Here is a 16,655-nt window from a genome sequence, read left to right as displayed (position 1 = left end):
CCATGAACTCTAAAATCCTCTACCTCTTCACCCGCACGCCCCTCCACGTCGGAGCCGGAGCCAGCGTCGGTGCCATCGACCAACCCATCCAGCGCGAGCGGCATACCGGCTTTCCGATCATTCCTGGCAGTTCGCTCAAAGGCGTGCTAGCTGACCTCTACCTGAGTGACCGCCCCAAAAGCCTCCGCAACGCCGAGGGCACCGAGCTTTTTGGACGCCAGGACCATGAAGTGGATGAAAAGACCGGTCTCAAGCACCAGTCCGGCAGTCTCTCCATTGCCGAGGGCCGCCTGCTTGCCTTCCCGGTCCGCAGCGCTAAAGGCTGCTTCGCTTGGGTCACTAGCCCGCTCCTGCTGGAGCGTTGGAAGCGCGACACGGGCAAAACGGCCACCCTGCCAGCTCAGAAACCCACCGGCACAGACATCTACGGCCCACCAGACCTCCAGCTCGGCACCCCGATCGTCCTCGAAGACTACGCCCTCGACCACAAAGGCATTTTCGAACCCGGAGATGATCTCCTCAAGGCCATCTCCGATTCCCTCTGGACCGAACTCAGCCCCACCCACCTCTGCCTCATCAGCGATGACATGCTGGCCCATTACGCCCGCACAGCTTGCGAGGTAGCGCAGCATGTCAGCATCGACGACGCCACCGGAGCCGCCGCCGATCAGAAGCTCTTCAACCAGGAGAACGTCCCTGCCGACACCCTCTTCTACAGCGTCCTCACCGAGCTGCGCCCCAAAGCACTCGAGAAGTTTCACGACCCGAAACTCCTGCAAGTCGGCGGCGATGCCACCACCGGCCTCGGCTTCTGCACCACCCAGCTCGTCTAAACCCCTTCATCCCTCCTTTCGGCCATGCCCATCACTCATCTCGAACAAAGCCGCGCCGCGCACGCCCTCGCCAGAGCCCAGACTTGTCGCAAGCAGGAGAAAGACGGCGACTGCCTGCCTGGCTACCCCGGTCTCATCGTCAATAACGGCCTGCTCGCCACCTTGGCCTTCGCCATGGAAAAGTCCCTCGAAAAAGGCCGCATCAACCCCCGCGCCCAATGGTGGGCAGTCTCCAGTGCCATCGCCTACCACCTTCACCAACTCGGCATCGTCACTCACCAGCGGGGTGAGCCTGATGCCGCATCGCTCCGTGATGAACTCATCAGTCCCCGCTGTGATGCCTTTACCCTCCGCCGCGCCACCGATGAGGCCCTGGCCTTCCTCGGCTACCTCAAGCGCTTTGCCAAACAGCCAGCCGCAGCACCGCAGCCATGATTTTCAGCACCTCCAGCGTTAGAACAGCGCTCTCCCGACTACGCTCCAGCCAGCCGCCAGACTCTCTGGCCCGCAGCCTGGCCGGGACACGCTACGTAGATTTCCCCAACGGTCCCGAGGACAAGGGATGGCGACGGCGGAATGCCGAGGCCATCCGCAGTGGCAGCATTGAGCCGCGCAAGCTCCCCTCATGGCGTAGCTTCGCCCTCGCCCTCGCCGGGCCGGAGGGTGAAAAATCCCCCCGCCTCCTCTTCGCCCGCCAGATGAGCCGTCTCATGGTCGGCATGGCCGGTGGCGTTTTTGAAAATGGCGGCCTCACGCTCGACCGCCTCAGCGGCATCCCGCTTATCCCAGGCAGCGCCGTCAAAGGCTGTGCCCGCCGCGCCATTCTGTCCGCCCTTCAGGAATGGACTGCGGGCGTTCTCAAGCCCGGAGATGCCGCCAATCCCCTCAGCCCGCTCATCGAAGGCTTCCAATTGCCCGCCGACCTGCTGGTTGAGGTCGCCCTCGTCTTTGGCTGGAGCGACCTCGAATGGCAAGGCCGCGAAAACATCAGAAACGACAAAGAATGGGAAGAAAAGCGCCCCGACTTCGCCTGGGCCTGCGGTGAGCAGTGGCAAGTCATCCGCCAGTCCGTTTCCAAGCGTCTTTGCGAGCATCTGCGCATCACTCCCGAAGAATCTGACAAACCCTGGCAGAGTCTTCCTCACTTTGCCGGCAGCATCTCTTTCCTCCCCGCCTATCCCTGGGACAAAGACCCCGGCATCGACCTTGATGTCATCACCTGCCATCACGGCGAGTATTATAAGGAACCCAAAGAGCCTGATCTGCCACAGTCCGATCCAAAATGGCAGCGATGGAAGCGCGATCACGATTCATGGCAACAGCAATGGGGCAACGCCCCCGACACCGAAGAACCCGTCCCCATCATCTTTCCCGCCATCGCTCCAGGCCAGACCTGGGCCTTCCTCCTTCACCCCACGCCACGCGCCCAAGACTCCCACCTCATCCATGCCCGCCGCTACCTCGCCCACGGCCTGGAGATTTTTGGTATCGGAGCCAAGACGAATGCAGGGTATGGATGGTTCCAGACGCTTTCCTCTCCATCCGAAACTCCGACAAACGTCGCCGCTGCACTCCTCCCACCACCACCAGAATCGGATGCCTTTCTGAAGACTTGGGGTAGCAAGAAGCTCAACCCATTCTCAGCCAATGTATTCATCCAAAAAGCCTCCAAGGTTCAGAATGATGGAGAGCTGCTGCGCATCTTTCAGGCATTGGCTCCCGAACAGCTCCCCCTGATCAACACGCGTGATCCCTTCTGGAACCCTTTTCTCACCCAGCCCAAAGGGAAAGTGCTGCTCGACCGCATCAAAAACATCCTCTCCACCTCATGAAGCGCACTATTTTCCAACTGAAGTTTCTCACCCCTGCACTCATTGCTGGTGCACAGCCAAAAACCGTGGGCCAAATTCAGGCCACTGCGGAACTGCGAGAGGCATCCATTCGCGGCCTGCTCCGTTGGTGGCATCGTTTGCTTGGCTATGACAGGGCATCTGAAGAGCGTATTTACGGTGCCGCCGCAGGCAGTTCCGGCCACGCTTCCGGTGTTCTGATCCGCATCCTTGATGCGCCAACACCAATCGTTGAACCCCAAAGTGCCCACGATTTGGACCTCCACCCCCAGGGTGGCATTGTCGAGTATCTGGCATTCAATCTTCGCTGGGATAAGGGGAAAGCCAACAAAGAGGATGTGAGGCGTTCCGCCTTGCCCGCTGGCACCGAATTTCACATCTTGCTCCAGGCAGGGAGGCTTACAGAAGCCGATTGGACGACACTCCTCCGCACGATGGAAGTTTTTTCCTGGCTCGGATCCCTCGGGACAAGATCCCGCCGTTGCTTTGGAGCCCTCACTCTACTGAGCAAAGACGGGCAGGCTTGCCAGAGACCTACATTATGGAATTCCATTCTCGGAAATCAGAATGTGGAGGCCCGCATCGTCCCAGGAAAGGAGGCGCGCGAATGGAGGGATCTCTTCCGCCAAGCAGGAAGCTGGCTGCGGGAACAGCGCGGGATCGTGGCGAATAAAAATCTCCTTTTCGGCACAGCGGGCAGCAGGCAGCGGATAGCTAGCACCATATTGCTGCGCCCCGACTGGGTAGATGACCGCTTCACCCTTCTCGCCATCGGACGCCCAACCGACCTGAACCAGACTAGCCTTGCTACTCTGACTTATGAGCCCTTGCCCGAATCATCTGATTTATGACCCCCTGGCACTTCACCCCTCACCCCGCAGACCTGCCTATCGAGCAGGTCCGCGAGCGGTTTTACCACCCAGACATGCCGGAGAAGATGGAGATGATTCGCGGCAAACTCTTCTGGTCAGACACCGAGCGACTCCACGTCCTCGGCATCTTGATCGAGAGCCTGGGCACCGATGCGGTGGAGCGCTTCATCCAGCAGCACCGCGCTGCCCCAGACTCGGCAGGTGGAGGACCATCCGCCCCACCCCGGTAGGCGCATTCGCCAGAATGCGGAGGCCCCCGTCCGATTCTCCAAACCCCGCATTCTGGCGAATGCGCCTACACGCTGAAACATCCCCGGACCTCCGCCCGCCTGCACATCCGCATCTCGCCCGCTACCCTTCGTCCTGCGTCATTCGTCATTCGTCATTCGTCATTCACCGCCTGCCATGTCTCCCATCCTCATCAGCAACAGTTTTCCCTTCTCCCTCGTGCGCCGATCCATGCAGGTCGAACCGCGCAGTGTGGGCGAACTGCTCACCGTCATGCATCAGCGGCCTTGGGTCTCCGCATGGGGGCATGAGAACACGGTGGCGCTGGCAAGCACCCTCGCCTGCGCTGACTTGCGCCCCGCCACGCCGCGCCCTGCGCTTACGCTGGATGCAGACCTGCTCCCCAGCCTCGACGGTCAGAGCTTTGAGGAAGTCTGGCTGCTCAGCCCGGACTACGCCCCCGGTTTCCGTCCTCAGATCGGGCAGGAGGTGCCGCCGCAGGCCATCACGGGCTGGCAGGTGCTCTGCATTGATTTCCCATCCGGTTGCCATTCGTCGGCAGAGTGATTGACAGACCTAACGCCCCCGAGCACATCCTACCGATGAACACCGCAGACAAAAAAGGCGACTCGCTCGCTGGACAGACCATCCTGCTCATGGGAGCTGGCACTGCTGTGCCCGTCATTTCCGAGACCGTCTGGGCACTAGCCCATGAGGAACCGCCAGTGATGCCGCACCGTGTCGTGGTGATCACCACGACATTCGGACGTGACAACATTCTCCAGGCATTTTTCAACGATGACAAGCAGTGGGAAAACCTGCGTTCGGTCCTGATCGGGAAACTACAAGACACCGTCCCGGACGTAGCCGGGCGGGTTCTGTTTGACCGTGACCGGGACCTACTCGTGCCGACCGCCCCGAATCAGGCTGGTGCGGAAGAACCCTTGCAGGACATCCGTTCCACCGTGCAGACCCATGTCATGGGTGATTTCATTTTGCGGGTGTTGCGCGACATCATCTCACGCGGCGCGGAGCGCGTCATCACCTCCGTGGCCGGCGGGCGCAAGACGATGGGTGCATCACTGGCCTCAGCACTCACCGTTTGCGGACGTCTTCAGGACAGGCTGACACATGTGTTGGTGAGCGACGGCCTTGACGAGGGCATTTGGCGGCCAAGATTTCTTTTCCCCGACCCTCAAATCGGCTGCTACGAGCAACTCAAGGACAGGTCCGCCGACGCCGTAGTGGTCAAAACGGTGGAGCGGGATCAAATCAAACTGGAGTTGGTGGACGCGCCCTTCCCGCGACTGGGCGAGGTCTTGACCACCGAGGGGGACGACGTGCGTTCCCTTGAGGCATCGGTGGATGCCCTCATGAAACGGCTCCGTTTGTTGGAAGCACAGGCCGAACAAGTGACCCTTGCCGACCCGAGTTCTCCGTCCGATGACACCCGTGAGGCACTGCGGCGCACCAGTGTGAAGCGGACGCCACTGCTGGGATACTTTTCCCGGCATCCAGATTGGAAAAGGGAACAACCATTTCGCGGCACTCGTGTGCTCATCGTGCTGCACTACCTGTCAAATCTGGTTTCCTTCGTGGACGGACTGCTGGGATTGGGAATGCAGCCCGAGATGACAGTTGCGCTTTACAAGGACTATCCCTACCCGCAGAAGCGGCGCATCGAAGACTGGTTGCGAGCCAAGGGCGTGAGAGTGGGGCCGAACACCGTGTCAGAACGGAAGGTGGTGCTTGACGAGATCGAAAATGCTCACGGAAACGAACCTATCGTGGTGATTGAAGACGGGTGTTACTGGACAATGGATTTGCTTGCACGGCCTGCCCTGGCGGCACGGGTGCGTGGAGTCGTGGAACAGACAACACGCGGCCAGCGAAAAATTGAGAAATGGTGCAGCGACAACCCGGGCAAGAAAGAGCCATTCCCAGTTTTGCTCCTGCCCGAGTCTCACACCAAACGCGATTTCGAGCCGGATCATGTCAGTGGTGCCATCGTGAAGAGCATTGATGCTATGATCCCTGATTTCTTGGCCCGGATGGAGGTTACCGTGTTCGGCTTTGGGACCATCGGCGAAAGGGTGGCGGACATCCTCGCTCAATTCCACGCCCGTGTGACTGTGTGTTCTCCAGACGCACCCGCGCGCGCTCACACCCAGAACAAGGGGTTCAAGTTTGTGCAATCACCCGTAGAGGCTGTGAAGGGGGCCGATCTTGTGATTGGCACCGCAGGGTGCCTGACGATTGATTGCGATGTCATCGCGGCGCTCAAACACAACACTTATCTGGCAAGCGCATCCTCTGAGCAGGTGGAGATTGATCTTGAATGCCTTGACCGGCTGGATGCCGAACCCAAGCCGTTCCTCCATGACTTCTTGGAGAAGGCTGGCGGGGAGCCTCTCCCAATTGGCACCATCTATACGCTGCCGCCGGATGATCGAAAAATCATCCTGCTGGCCGACGGCATGCCCGTGAACTTCACTGGCTTCTCAGGAATGAAGGACCAGGCGGCTGATCTGATCATGACCCTGCTTTTCGTGGCTGGCGTGCGTATGGCAGCGAGAGACTATGATGGCCGCTCAGGCATCGTGCCCGATGCGATCAACAAACTTGAAACCGAATTTAACATCGCCAGGGAGTTCAACCGTCTTCAATCCTAGTTACCGTCCACACAATGCAATCTTCCACACCAACCTGGCTCGTAAGGGCCGCCGACGCCCGCCGCTTGCGGGATGACCGCTACGGCACGGTTTTCGAAACCTGCTCCCCCGTGATGAGTGCTCTGACGCAGCTCGGTTTTGCCTTCGTGGAGATTGATGCAGGTGCGGAAAGCCCGGCGCATTACCACCGTCGGATGGAGGAGATTTACTTCATCACCGAAGGCGCGGGTCAGATGACCATTGGCGATGAGGCTGTGGAAGTCGGCCCGGGGGACACCATCAACATCCCACCCGGAGCGGTGCATAAGATTGCAAACCCTGGGACTTCACCACTGCGTTTTGCCTGCGCCACATGGCCGCCCTACGATCCCGAAGACGATTTCGAAGTAGCCGATCTCACAATCCCGACGCCCCCATGAACCCATGAAACCCCTCATTACCATCATCAGCGGCACCAACCGCCCGGACAGCAACACCCGAAAGGTCGCCGGCCTAGTGCAAACCCTTCACACCAGCGCAGGAGCGGCCACTTGCATGCTCGACCTGCAAGAACTGCCTGCGGAGTGTTTCAGCCCAGACGGCTACGCCCGGAAGCCTGCGGAGTTCCAGCGGCAGTTCGCGGATGTCGTGCTCGAGTCGGACGGGCTGGTGATTGTCACTCCGGAATACAATGGCAGCTTCCCCGGCGTGCTGAAATACTTCATCGACCTTCTGAAGTTCCCGGAAAGCTTTGAACGCCGTCCGGTGTGTTTTGTGGGGCTGGCTGCTGGCGACTGGGGGGCACTCCGCGCGGTGGAGCAATTGCAGATGATCTTTGGTTATCGGAACGCGCATATCTTCCCGCAGCGCGTATTCATGCCTGCCGTGGATGATCTCCTGGATGAGGATGGCGGACACATCATGGATGCCGCCATGCGCGAGCGTCTGGAGGCGCAGGCGCTCGGCTTCCAGTCATTTGTACTTCAATTGCGCGCACGAAAAAATCCTACCAACGCGGGCGACGCATAACAACCGGTTGCCGGACAGCCTGACTTCCGCCATCTCATCTCCCATCGCGACCTTCGTCATGAAAGAGTTTTCGCACCTCGTTATCACCGCAGGCATCTCTGCTATCAGTGAACGCAATGCCTTGGGCCGCATGCTTCGCGCCAGTCCCGGACCACTCATCTTTCCGGAGAGGCAGCAAAACCCCGGCCTCCAAGAAGGTTCTTCGACTGAACAGGCAGAGCAGCATGCCCGGGAGTGTTGTTCCACCAAAGAAGCCCTCGCAGCCGTAGAAGCCGACCCGAAGTCTGTGAGTGCCGAGTATTCACTCCTGCATGCACTACGAGGCATGGACCGGTTGCACGATGCACCCACCGTGGTGCTTCTGCATACAGACACGCTTTCGGGCCGCATTTCCGCGCAGGCCGTGGCCGGGCTGATGGAATTGGCCTTTGGTGCTACTTGCCGTCTGCGGGCAATTGCAGGTCTGGACACTTCCAATCAGCGCGCGTTACAAGCAGGGCTGGGAGCATTCATGCATCAAGTGGTGAATGAACTGCGGGAGGTGGACCCCTCCTTTGCCTGCTTTGCTCCTCAAGGTGGTTATAAGGTCATGACTTCTCTTGGCTATGTGGCGGGTTCATTTCTGGGCTACTCCACGGCCTATCTTCACGAGGACAGCCAGGCTGCCCTTCACATCATTCCACCCATTCCTATTGCCCTTTCAGCGGACGAAAAGGAGGCACTGGGCGTGCTCGCGCGTGCGGTCGAACGCACCCAGGAATTTCCCAAGCTTACCGCTACTGAGCAGGACGAGGTTCTGGCGCATCCGTGGCTCTTTGAGGTGTCTGATGATCTGGTCGTGCCCAATGCCCTCGCTCAATTTCTCGGCCTGGATACCCAGCCTATTTTCCTTTCACCTGAAGCCAATGCGGCAATGAACGCTTCCCACCGCGCAGCTCGTATTCGCAGCAAGCTCCGCGAGCTTCCCGGCATGATCCGCGCACGTCAGCGGGACGCCCGTGCCTATCTCAACATCATTGATCACGAGCGAGATTTCACCAACCTCAACCGGCCCGGCAACAAGCCGGCTTTTCATATTTGGAAAGCTGTCAACGGGGAGATCTACGTCGCCTGGAAAGAGCGAGAGGATGGGGCGGCACTGATCAATCGCATATGGGCGGACGATCATACGGGCTACGAGGATGCGGGAGACCATGCTACTCCCGCGTTCAGCAAAGGGCTGTTCGATGACCCGATAACCATCGCATGGACGCCCCTTGCCGATGATGGTGATTCACTTCCGGAAATCCTCCAGGTGCAAAACGATAGCAGCCAGGCTCGGCAAGCCCCCGCTTCAACCGAAGTGCCAACTCTCAGGTCAAAGATCAAAGCGCTGAATCGCGACCTCAATTCCTCCCAGCAAAATGCCGCAAAATTCAGAAAGGAGGCGGGACAACTTCGCACTGAGAAACTGGATTTTGAGAACCAAATAAAGAACCTCAAGATGCAGATCGCCGTTTTGCAGAAGGGGCAATGAATCCCATGTCTCAACTTTCCGCACTTCCCTTCTTCGCAACCTTGCCATCCCTCTATCCATGCCCGCCAAGCCTAAATCCTCAGCCTCGAAAGCACCCATCACCGCTCCGCCCCAGACCATTCTCATTGCCGTCACCGGCCTCTCGCCTGCGGTGCTGACCGAGACCATCTGGGCACTGGCGAAGCATTCGGAGCAGCCGGTGATTCCTGACAAGATCATCGTCCTCACCACCCTCACGGGAGAACAGAAGCTCAAGGAGCAACTCTTCGGTCCCGATGACTTGTGGCTGACTTTGCGGAAGCAACTCCTCGGCAAAGACCATGCGAGCGATCCCCGGCTCGACTTTGCCGAGACGGCGGACCGCATCCGTGTCTTCACCCGCAAGAGCGGCGGCAAACGCATCCCGCTCGACCGCATGGACACGTTGGCAGAGACGGAGGCCGTGGGTGACTGCCTCGTTGAGGAAATCTGGAACTGGGTAGGCCGCCCAGATACACAGGTCTTTGCCAGCATCTCCGGCGGCTTTAAGACCATGAGCGCCCTGCTCTACGCCGCCATGACCGTGCTCGGCGGGCCGCGCGACCGAATCCTGCATGTGCTCGTGGGTGAGCCTTACGATGGCGGCACCCGCCCCATGTTCTACTGGCCTGAGCAGCCCGTGCAGGAGCTGGAATGCACCCGCCCCAGCAAGCTCGGCCCACCAGGCACGCTGATCAAAGCTGGCAAGGCGGAACTCGTCCTTACCGATGTGCAGTTCCCACCGCTGCGGGAGCTTTTTGGCAGTTACGGCTTCAACGAGCCGCCCACCTTTGGCGCACTCGTCGCCATGTGCCGAAATGCCGTGGTCAATCTGGCACCGCCTGCCATCTCCAGCCTTGTTCTTCATCCCGCCACGCTCACCGCCGAAGTCAACGCACTCCCCCTCGACATAAGCAAGACGGAGTTTTATGTTTTGTGGTTCCTGGCTGAATCCGCCATTGAGAGCATTCAATTTGACCGTTCTGTGGAGTGTGCCGATGCCTACCGCGAGTTTCTCATCAGTCAGAAAACGAGGGCACCCCAAAATCGCCGCGCTTTTTTAGAGGAACGGATCAAAGCCTTGGGCGATGCCGAAGGAGCGCGATTCACAAAAACACGTTCGGCACTGAAGACAAAGCTCATTCAAGCAGGCATCACAGGCAAGGCACTGGCCCTGCATCTTCCTGATGGCAAACACAGCCTGACCTTGCCCGTCGAACTGATCACCCTGGAGTAGGCGCAGGCGACGCGGACATCTCGGGTTCTCCGAATATATGAGGTGGATCATGCCTGGGGTATTGCTCCCCCATGCACACACCCCGCCTCCCTCAGATCAAGCGTCATGCTTTCTCGTGGCTGAAGTCCCTCATGACTTTCGCCGTCGTCCTCGTCGGTCTCCTGCATGTCTGGGAGTCCATTGAGGAGGCTTTCAAACGTAGCCGTGACCGTCAGTGACCGCCGACATCACCGGACATCCGCTCATCTGCAAAGACCACACATTTAACACACACTCACGGCCATGAACGACTACCTCTCTACTCACGCCTCTACCGCTACTCGTCAGCCTGAACAAAACTCCAGAGTCGAAACCAGAATCCTCGATCTGGTCACTGCTGAGGCGGTGCGTCGTCATCCCTGGCTGCGCATGCTGGGGCTGGGCTGCTTCGGCCTGCTGGGAGCGTTGTTGCTCTTCATCCTCACACGCCTGCTGGTCATCAACCATGTGCAGGGCGAGCTGATGGACCCTCTCGGGCGTGTCGTTCGTCGTCTGGACCTGTCTTCGGGTGCCACGAAGCTGGTGAACTATGTGACGCTGATTTGCAGTGCCAGCAGCCTGGGCATGGTCATACGCGGCCTGTGTTATTTTTTGCTGCCAATGCCGTCTTTGCGCCCGAGTTTGAAGCAAAGCGCGCTGTTGTTCGGTCTGCTGGGACTGCCATTGCTGGCACCGGATGTGGGTAAAAAAATGTATCCAGTGCGTGAGGTTGATCCCACTACCGTCGCCTGGTTCGACGAGTCCGAGGATGGCAGCATCGAGCCGCACGGTCTCATTGGTTGTGTGCAGGAAGACTCCGGCGGCTGGTGGTTCTGCAACGTGCGTGGTGGCCCACGCCCAAGTGATGGATCGCCCATTCAGCCTGTCACCCCGGCAGTGCATCGTGAATGGAAGCAATGGCTGAAAGAGCAGGCCGACAAAGCGCAAGAAGCCGAACGCGTATCCCAAGCTGCCGCAGCAGCCGAGCAGCAGCGCCTCCAGCGTGAGGCAGACGCCGAAGCCAAGAAACAGCAGCAATTGAAACAGCAGCAGGAACATGCAGCCAACGAGCGCAAAGCTGTGCTGGCACAGGCAGAAGCCGTCTTGGAACAAGCGCGTAAAGAACGTGCCGCTGAGGAGGCACGACTGGCAGAACAGAACCGCCTGGCCGAGGAAGCACGACTAGAGCAAGCCAGGGCTGAGGCCAAGGCCGCAGCAGACCGCCTGGCAGCTCAGCAAGCCGAAACCGAACGACTGGCAGAACAAAACCGTCTGGCTGAAGAAGCGCGGCGTGATCAAGTCAAAGCGGAGGCACAGGCTGCGGCAGACCGTCTGGCTGCGCAGCAGGAAGAAACCAAACGACAGGAAGAAGCCGCCGAAAGGGCGAACACTGCGCGTCGTGATGTCTCCTTGCGCATTCAGCAAGAGCGGGAACTGGAGCAGACACCAACCCCACGTTTCACTACTCCTGCTGAACCGCCACCGCAGGTCATTCAGCTCCGGCAGGGTGCGTGGAATCACATCAACGTGCATGGCGACTGCGTGGAGGTCTGGACCGACGGACCCGTCAGTCTTGGCGCGGATCATTTCGCGCCGCAGACCTTCCCAGGCGGGGAACGTCACATCCGCTTCAATCAGGGGGCGAACGTCATTCACGCCATGCCCGCAGCTTACGGCACCAATCGGTTATTCATCCGCAAACTGCGCTGACCCCTCTCACGCCCATGAATGACTGGCATTTCTCCCGCAGCCAATCAACGTCCAGCACCTCGACATCCGTCCTCTGGCCGCAAATCCTGGCTCGTGACAACGCACTGGCTGCCTGGGACAAGGTGCGGCGCAACAACGGTGCTCCCGGCATTGATGGTGTGAGCATCCGCGATCTCACACCTTGTATTGAGCAGGAATGGAAAGCAGTGGATGCAGCCCTGCGACGGGGCACCTGGCAGCCGCAGCCGGTGCGCCGTGTTTCGGTGCCCAAGCCTGATGGTGGATTACGACATTTGGGCATCCCAACCGTCATGGATCGCGTGGTGCATCAGGCCGTGGCTCAGGTCATGACACCGCTATGGGAGAGACGCTTTTCAGCACACAGCTTTGCCTACCGGCGTGGCATGGGAGCACGGGAGGCATTGACCGATCTCGTCACCCAAGCCCATGCTAGCTCGGCCACCACGGCATGGCATCTAGACATCCGACAGTTTTTCGACTCGGTGCCTCATCCGCAGGCGCTGCGTGCCGTGAAACGTGTGGCTGATGAGATCGAGCCGTTGCGCTTGGTGCAAAGCATCCTCACTGCCGGTGTTTTTGCCGACGGTCGTGTGCAGCCCACGAGCACGGGGATTCCACAAGGAAGTCCTCTCTCGCCGCTGCTCGCCAACGGGGTTCTGCACAATCTCGATCTGTGGCTCACCGAGCAAGCACTGCCATTTGTCCGCTATGCAGATGACATTGTGATCCTCCTGCCACCGGGCCACACTCCGGCGCACTGGCAGCAGGCGGTGGCTGAGAGGTTGAAACTACTCGGCCTGGTGCTCCATGAATCCAAGACCACGCATGGCCCTCTCAGCGAACTGAATTTCCTTGGCTTCAGTTTCTTCGAAGACAACCAGGGAGCTTGGCGCAGAAAAATATCGCGGGCATCCTGGTCTGCATTGGAGCTTGAATTGTCTCGTCGCAATACTGCCGCCTTCGCTCTGGTGGGTGAGGATGATGGCACCGCCGCCGACTACCTCACCGGCTGGCTTGCCCACTTCGGCATCACCGAGTGTCCGCAGGATCGCGGGCGCTTGACACAATTCGCCGCCGCTCATCAAAGCAGCGCCTTCGCCCCCGCACCGGTCCGAGTCCGCATACCCTACGATGGTGCCGCCAAAGCACCGGGCAGCAGCTCAACAACTGGGAACCCGGCATCACGGACCAAGCACTCGCAGTGGCTGCAAACCATGCACCTCTGGATCGCCCGCGCACTTGCCCGCCGCTGGGTGCGCATCGGCTTGGACTGGGGGCGTGGGCGACGCGGACTGCCTTTGCAGGCCGTACGCATCACACTCGGCCCGTTCAATTTCCGTTTCCGTCTGTAACTCACACTTTTGTCATCACACCCATGCCCAACGCCTGGATCGAAACCCCTGGTGCCATCATCCGTCTGCGCTCAGAGCGGCTTGAGGTCACTCTACCGGCAGATGACATGACCAGTGTTACTCCGCCGCCGGTGGACCTCCCGTTGGCGGAGATTGAACGTCTCATCGTCGCCGAAGATGTGCGGCTGACCTTCCCCGCCTTGTGCGAGGCGCTGCGGCGTAGCATTCCTGTGATGGTCCATGACTGGCGTGGGGACGTGCTCGGCACCATGATTCCCGCCACTACGGCACATGCCGCCTTGCGTCTTCAGCAGTATCGTTGTGCGCAGGATGCCACCTTCGCCACGGTCATCACCCGTGCGTTGTTGCAGGCCAAGGTGCGCAACCAGCGCCGGCTTTTGAGCCGTTTGAATTACACGCGGCCCAATCCTGAAGTGGGTGTGATTTTGGATCGCATTGCCGCCATCCTTGAGGAATCCGACCGCACTAGCGATGTGGCCGCCTTGCGTGGTTTTGAAGGTGCTGCCTCCGCACTCTACTGGCCTGCATGGGCGGCATTTCTGCCTGCGGAGTTCATTTTCGAACGCCGCTCCACCCGCCCACCCCTCAATCCCGTCAATGCTGTGCTCTCGTATCTTTCCAGCATTCTCTATGGTGAAACACTCGCGGCCTGCCACCGGCGCGGGATTGATCCCGGTCTCGGCCATTTGCATGTGACTGCCAATGGTCGCTGGTCGCTCGCGCTTGATCTCATGGAGCCGTTCCGTCCTGCCGTGCTGGAGGCGACGGCGTTACGGCTGTTCACCCACCGCATGCTTGGTCCCGCCGACTTTCAGCAGCGGGATGGCGGCACCTACCTTACCGCCAGCGGCAGAAAAACCGTCATTGAGCAGTACGACCGGCGCACCACGCGTGAGTTTCACAGCGAGCACGTCGCCCATCGCACCACACTGCGGCAGCAGATCGAGGCCACTGTGCTGAGCTACCGCATGGCGTTGGATGATGCCGCCTCCTTTCGTCCTTTCATCATGAACTGATCCTCGTGACACCCGATCCTTGGTCCGATTTGCTGCCGGAGACCAGCAGCCTCACTCCCTTCGTTCCCGAAACCATGCTTCGACTTATCGCTTATGACATTGCTGATCCCAAACGTCTGCGCCGTGTCGCTGAAGCATGTGCGGACTACGGCATCCGCGTGCAGAAGAGCCTGTTTGAATGCTGGTTGGAGGAGGCGCGCTTTGAACAGTTGTGGGAGCGATTGCAGGACGAGATCAATGTCGAGAAGGATGCGCTGGCAGCCTATGTCATTGACCGCAGTTGCGCCCCGCGACGACGCAGCTCGGGGCGCACGATGGTGCTCACACATTCGCGTGAGCGCTTCATTTTGTGATCTCAGCTCTGCCGTGGAACAAAGGTCAGGCCTCCTCAGGCCGCGAATCTAGGTTAGGCCTGACCTAAGGCGGCAGGGCTGATGAATTCAGCCTTCCTGCCGAATTTATTGGCAGGCAAGAACACCTTCCCGCATCCATGCGCCTGACTTCAGACATGGACCTGACCTTTCACCCCATGGAATGCTTGATGGATTGACAACGCAGACGGGGTAAGGCATCAAAGCCCACACAGCCGAAAGGCATTGGAGACTAATTCTCCCTTCGCCCGAGTATACATCCTCGGGCTTGGCATCAAAGCCCACACAGCCGAAAGGCATTGGAGACAGGTGGCTTTCATTTTTAAGTTAAGGTTCAGGTTTCTCAGGGCATCAAAGCCCACACAGCCGAAAGGCATTGGAGACCTGTTGATCAGTGTCGAACAAAGTGTACAGAGATCAGCGGCATCAAAGCCCACACAGCCGAAAGGCATTGGAGACCATGACGCTCGCTAAGAACCCGCTAAGAAAGCCGCCGGCATCAAAGCCCACACAGCCGAAAGGCATTGGAGACGTTCCGGCCGCCGAGGTTGCCAACAATGCCGGGTCAGGGCATCAAAGCCCACACAGCCGAAAGGCATTGGAGACAAGACTCGATTTCCGTGACGTTTCGCGGGTCGGCTGGGCATCAAAGCCCACACAGCCGAAAGGCATTGGAGACTGGATGTTGACCAAGTCGCAGAAGAATTTCAACATGGGCATCAAAGCCCACACAGCCGAAAGGCATTGGAGACGAGTTGAGTGCTCATTTTGTGTGTAATGCCTTACATTTGGCATCAAAGCCCACACAGCCGAAAGGCATTGGAGACGTGGACAGGTTTGAAGTTGGGGGTTATCGAGGTCTGGAGGCATCAAAGCCCACACAGCCGAAAGGCATTGGAGACCACGACTCATTCCGTTGAGGCAAGCACTGAACCCTCGGCATCAAAGCCCACACAGCCGAAAGGCATTGGAGACAAGAGTGTGACGATGAACAACAGCGCGGCGACGCTGATGGCATCAAAGCCCACACAGCCGAAAGGCATTGGAGACACGACAGGCCGTCCAACTTCCAGCGCGACAACCCAAGGGCATCAAAGCCCACACAGCCGAAAGGCATTGGAGACGCCTGCTGCGCGTAGCCAGGCTGGCCACTGTAGCCGGCGGCATCAAAGCCCACACAGCCGAAAGGCATTGGAGACATAATGGACCACCGACAGTGTGACTGCCAAGCGTTTGCGGCATCAAAGCCCACACAGCCGAAAGGCATTGGAGACCTGGCCTTGGGCTTCGACAGACGTGGATCGGGGCGTCACGGCATCAAAGCCCACACAGCCGAAAGGCATTGGAGACAGGGACGTGAGGGCTTGGTGACGACAGGGTCCGTGTTGGCATCAAAGCCCACACAGCCGAAAGGCATTGGAGACCCCTCGGGGGAGGTTAGCTGTTCGGTCGGGACGCTCGGGCATCAAAGCCCACACAGCCGAAAGGCATTGGAGACCTCGAGACGAACTTGCCGAGGTCGGCGTGCCACTCGTGGGCATCAAAGCCCACACAGCCGAAAGGCATTGGAGACTCGGAGGACTAACAAGGTCCCAAGAGTTTGTCGATGGAGGCATCAAAGCCCACACAGCCGAAAGGCATTGGAGACTTTTCTCTTTCTTCCGACCCAGGCCTTGTAGGCTGAAGGCATCAAAGCCCACACAGCCGAAAGGCATTGGAGACAAGCTTACGATTCGTCGGACCATCTGTAAATGGAATCGGCATCAAAGCCCACACAGCCGAAAGGCATTGGAGACGGCCTCCTAAATAAATAGAAGGCAAGCCTTATTCCGGGCATCAAAGCCCACACAGCCGAAAGGCATTGGAGACACTGACAGTGAGGCAAAGAGGATTATCGCCCAGATTTGGCATC

General features: G+C 59.1%; 16 protein-coding genes and 1 CRISPR repeat array. All 16 genes read left to right on the top strand.

Annotation, left to right across the window (positions count from 1 at the left end; genetic code table 11):
- The first annotated feature begins 2 nt into the window (after positions 1-2).
- A complete protein-coding gene (gene cmr4, locus ACKVY0_RS15790; RefSeq protein WP_409215784.1) occupies positions 3-833 on the top strand; it encodes a type III-B CRISPR module RAMP protein Cmr4 in 831 nt (276 codons plus the stop codon).
- 24 nt (positions 834-857) lie between these two features.
- Positions 858-1,268 (top strand): type III-B CRISPR module-associated protein Cmr5, encoded by a 411-nt coding sequence (cmr5, locus tag ACKVY0_RS15785; RefSeq protein ID WP_409215783.1) that lies wholly within the window; start codon positions 858-860, stop codon positions 1,266-1,268.
- On the top strand, positions 1,265-2,665 hold the full coding sequence (gene cmr6 / locus ACKVY0_RS15780) for a type III-B CRISPR module RAMP protein Cmr6 (RefSeq protein WP_409215782.1): 1,401 nt from the start codon (positions 1,265-1,267) through the stop codon (positions 2,663-2,665). The genes cmr5 and cmr6 overlap by 4 nt, the downstream gene beginning before the upstream one ends.
- Entirely contained in the window at positions 2,662-3,534 is an 873-nt protein-coding gene (cmr1, locus tag ACKVY0_RS15775) for a type III-B CRISPR module RAMP protein Cmr1 (protein WP_409215781.1), read from the top strand. Before cmr6 ends, cmr1 begins: the two co-directional genes overlap by 4 nt.
- On the top strand, positions 3,531-3,785 hold the full coding sequence (locus tag ACKVY0_RS15770; protein WP_409215780.1) for a hypothetical protein: 255 nt from the start codon (positions 3,531-3,533) through the stop codon (positions 3,783-3,785). The genes cmr1 and ACKVY0_RS15770 overlap by 4 nt, the downstream gene beginning before the upstream one ends.
- A gap of 175 nt (positions 3,786-3,960) precedes the next feature.
- Positions 3,961-4,350, top strand: a complete 390-nt coding sequence (locus tag ACKVY0_RS15765; RefSeq protein ID WP_409215779.1) for a hypothetical protein — start codon at positions 3,961-3,963, stop codon at positions 4,348-4,350.
- Positions 4,351-4,385: 35 nt separating this feature from the next.
- The gene (csm6, locus tag ACKVY0_RS15760) at positions 4,386-6,455 is read left to right on the top strand and encodes a CRISPR-associated ring nuclease Csm6 (protein WP_409215778.1); all 2,070 of its coding nucleotides are present in this window, start codon (positions 4,386-4,388) and stop codon (positions 6,453-6,455) included.
- A 14-nt stretch (positions 6,456-6,469) separates the two neighbouring features.
- Positions 6,470-6,874, top strand: coding sequence for a cupin domain-containing protein (locus tag ACKVY0_RS15755; RefSeq protein WP_409215777.1), 405 nt, complete (start codon positions 6,470-6,472; stop codon positions 6,872-6,874).
- Positions 6,875-6,878: 4 nt separating this feature from the next.
- Positions 6,879-7,463 (top strand): NADPH-dependent FMN reductase, encoded by a 585-nt coding sequence (locus tag ACKVY0_RS15750; RefSeq protein WP_409215776.1) that lies wholly within the window; start codon positions 6,879-6,881, stop codon positions 7,461-7,463.
- 58 nt (positions 7,464-7,521) lie between these two features.
- The gene (locus tag ACKVY0_RS15745; protein WP_409215775.1) at positions 7,522-8,979 is read left to right on the top strand and encodes a putative CRISPR-associated protein; all 1,458 of its coding nucleotides are present in this window, start codon (positions 7,522-7,524) and stop codon (positions 8,977-8,979) included.
- Between the two features lie 58 nt (positions 8,980-9,037).
- Entirely contained in the window at positions 9,038-10,234 is a 1,197-nt protein-coding gene (csm6, locus tag ACKVY0_RS15740) for a CRISPR-associated ring nuclease Csm6 (RefSeq protein WP_409215774.1), read from the top strand.
- 71 nt (positions 10,235-10,305) lie between these two features.
- On the top strand, positions 10,306-10,452 hold the full coding sequence (locus ACKVY0_RS15735; RefSeq protein ID WP_409215773.1) for a hypothetical protein: 147 nt from the start codon (positions 10,306-10,308) through the stop codon (positions 10,450-10,452).
- 64 nt (positions 10,453-10,516) lie between these two features.
- Positions 10,517-11,962, top strand: a complete 1,446-nt coding sequence (locus tag ACKVY0_RS15730; RefSeq protein ID WP_409215772.1) for a hypothetical protein — start codon at positions 10,517-10,519, stop codon at positions 11,960-11,962.
- A 14-nt stretch (positions 11,963-11,976) separates the two neighbouring features.
- A complete protein-coding gene (locus ACKVY0_RS15725; protein ID WP_409215771.1) occupies positions 11,977-13,335 on the top strand; it encodes a reverse transcriptase domain-containing protein in 1,359 nt (452 codons plus the stop codon).
- Positions 13,336-13,358: 23 nt separating this feature from the next.
- Complete coding sequence (gene cas1, locus ACKVY0_RS15720; protein ID WP_409215770.1) at positions 13,359-14,372, top strand: CRISPR-associated endonuclease Cas1; 1,014 nt, start codon at positions 13,359-13,361, stop codon at positions 14,370-14,372.
- Between the two features lie 5 nt (positions 14,373-14,377).
- A complete protein-coding gene (cas2, locus tag ACKVY0_RS15715) occupies positions 14,378-14,725 on the top strand; it encodes a CRISPR-associated endonuclease Cas2 (RefSeq protein ID WP_409215769.1) in 348 nt (115 codons plus the stop codon).
- A 214-nt stretch (positions 14,726-14,939) separates the two neighbouring features.
- Positions 14,940-16,612: direct repeats of the CRISPR family, unit length 37 nt; unit sequence GGCATCAAAGCCCACACAGCCGAAAGGCATTGGAGAC.
- Between the last annotated feature and the right edge of the window lie 43 nt (positions 16,613-16,655).

Origin of the sequence: Prosthecobacter sp. (assembly GCF_046154365.1) — a bacterium.
Taxonomy (GTDB): domain Bacteria; phylum Verrucomicrobiota; class Verrucomicrobiia; order Verrucomicrobiales; family Verrucomicrobiaceae; genus Prosthecobacter.
This window is presented reverse-complemented; position numbering and strand designations above follow the sequence as displayed.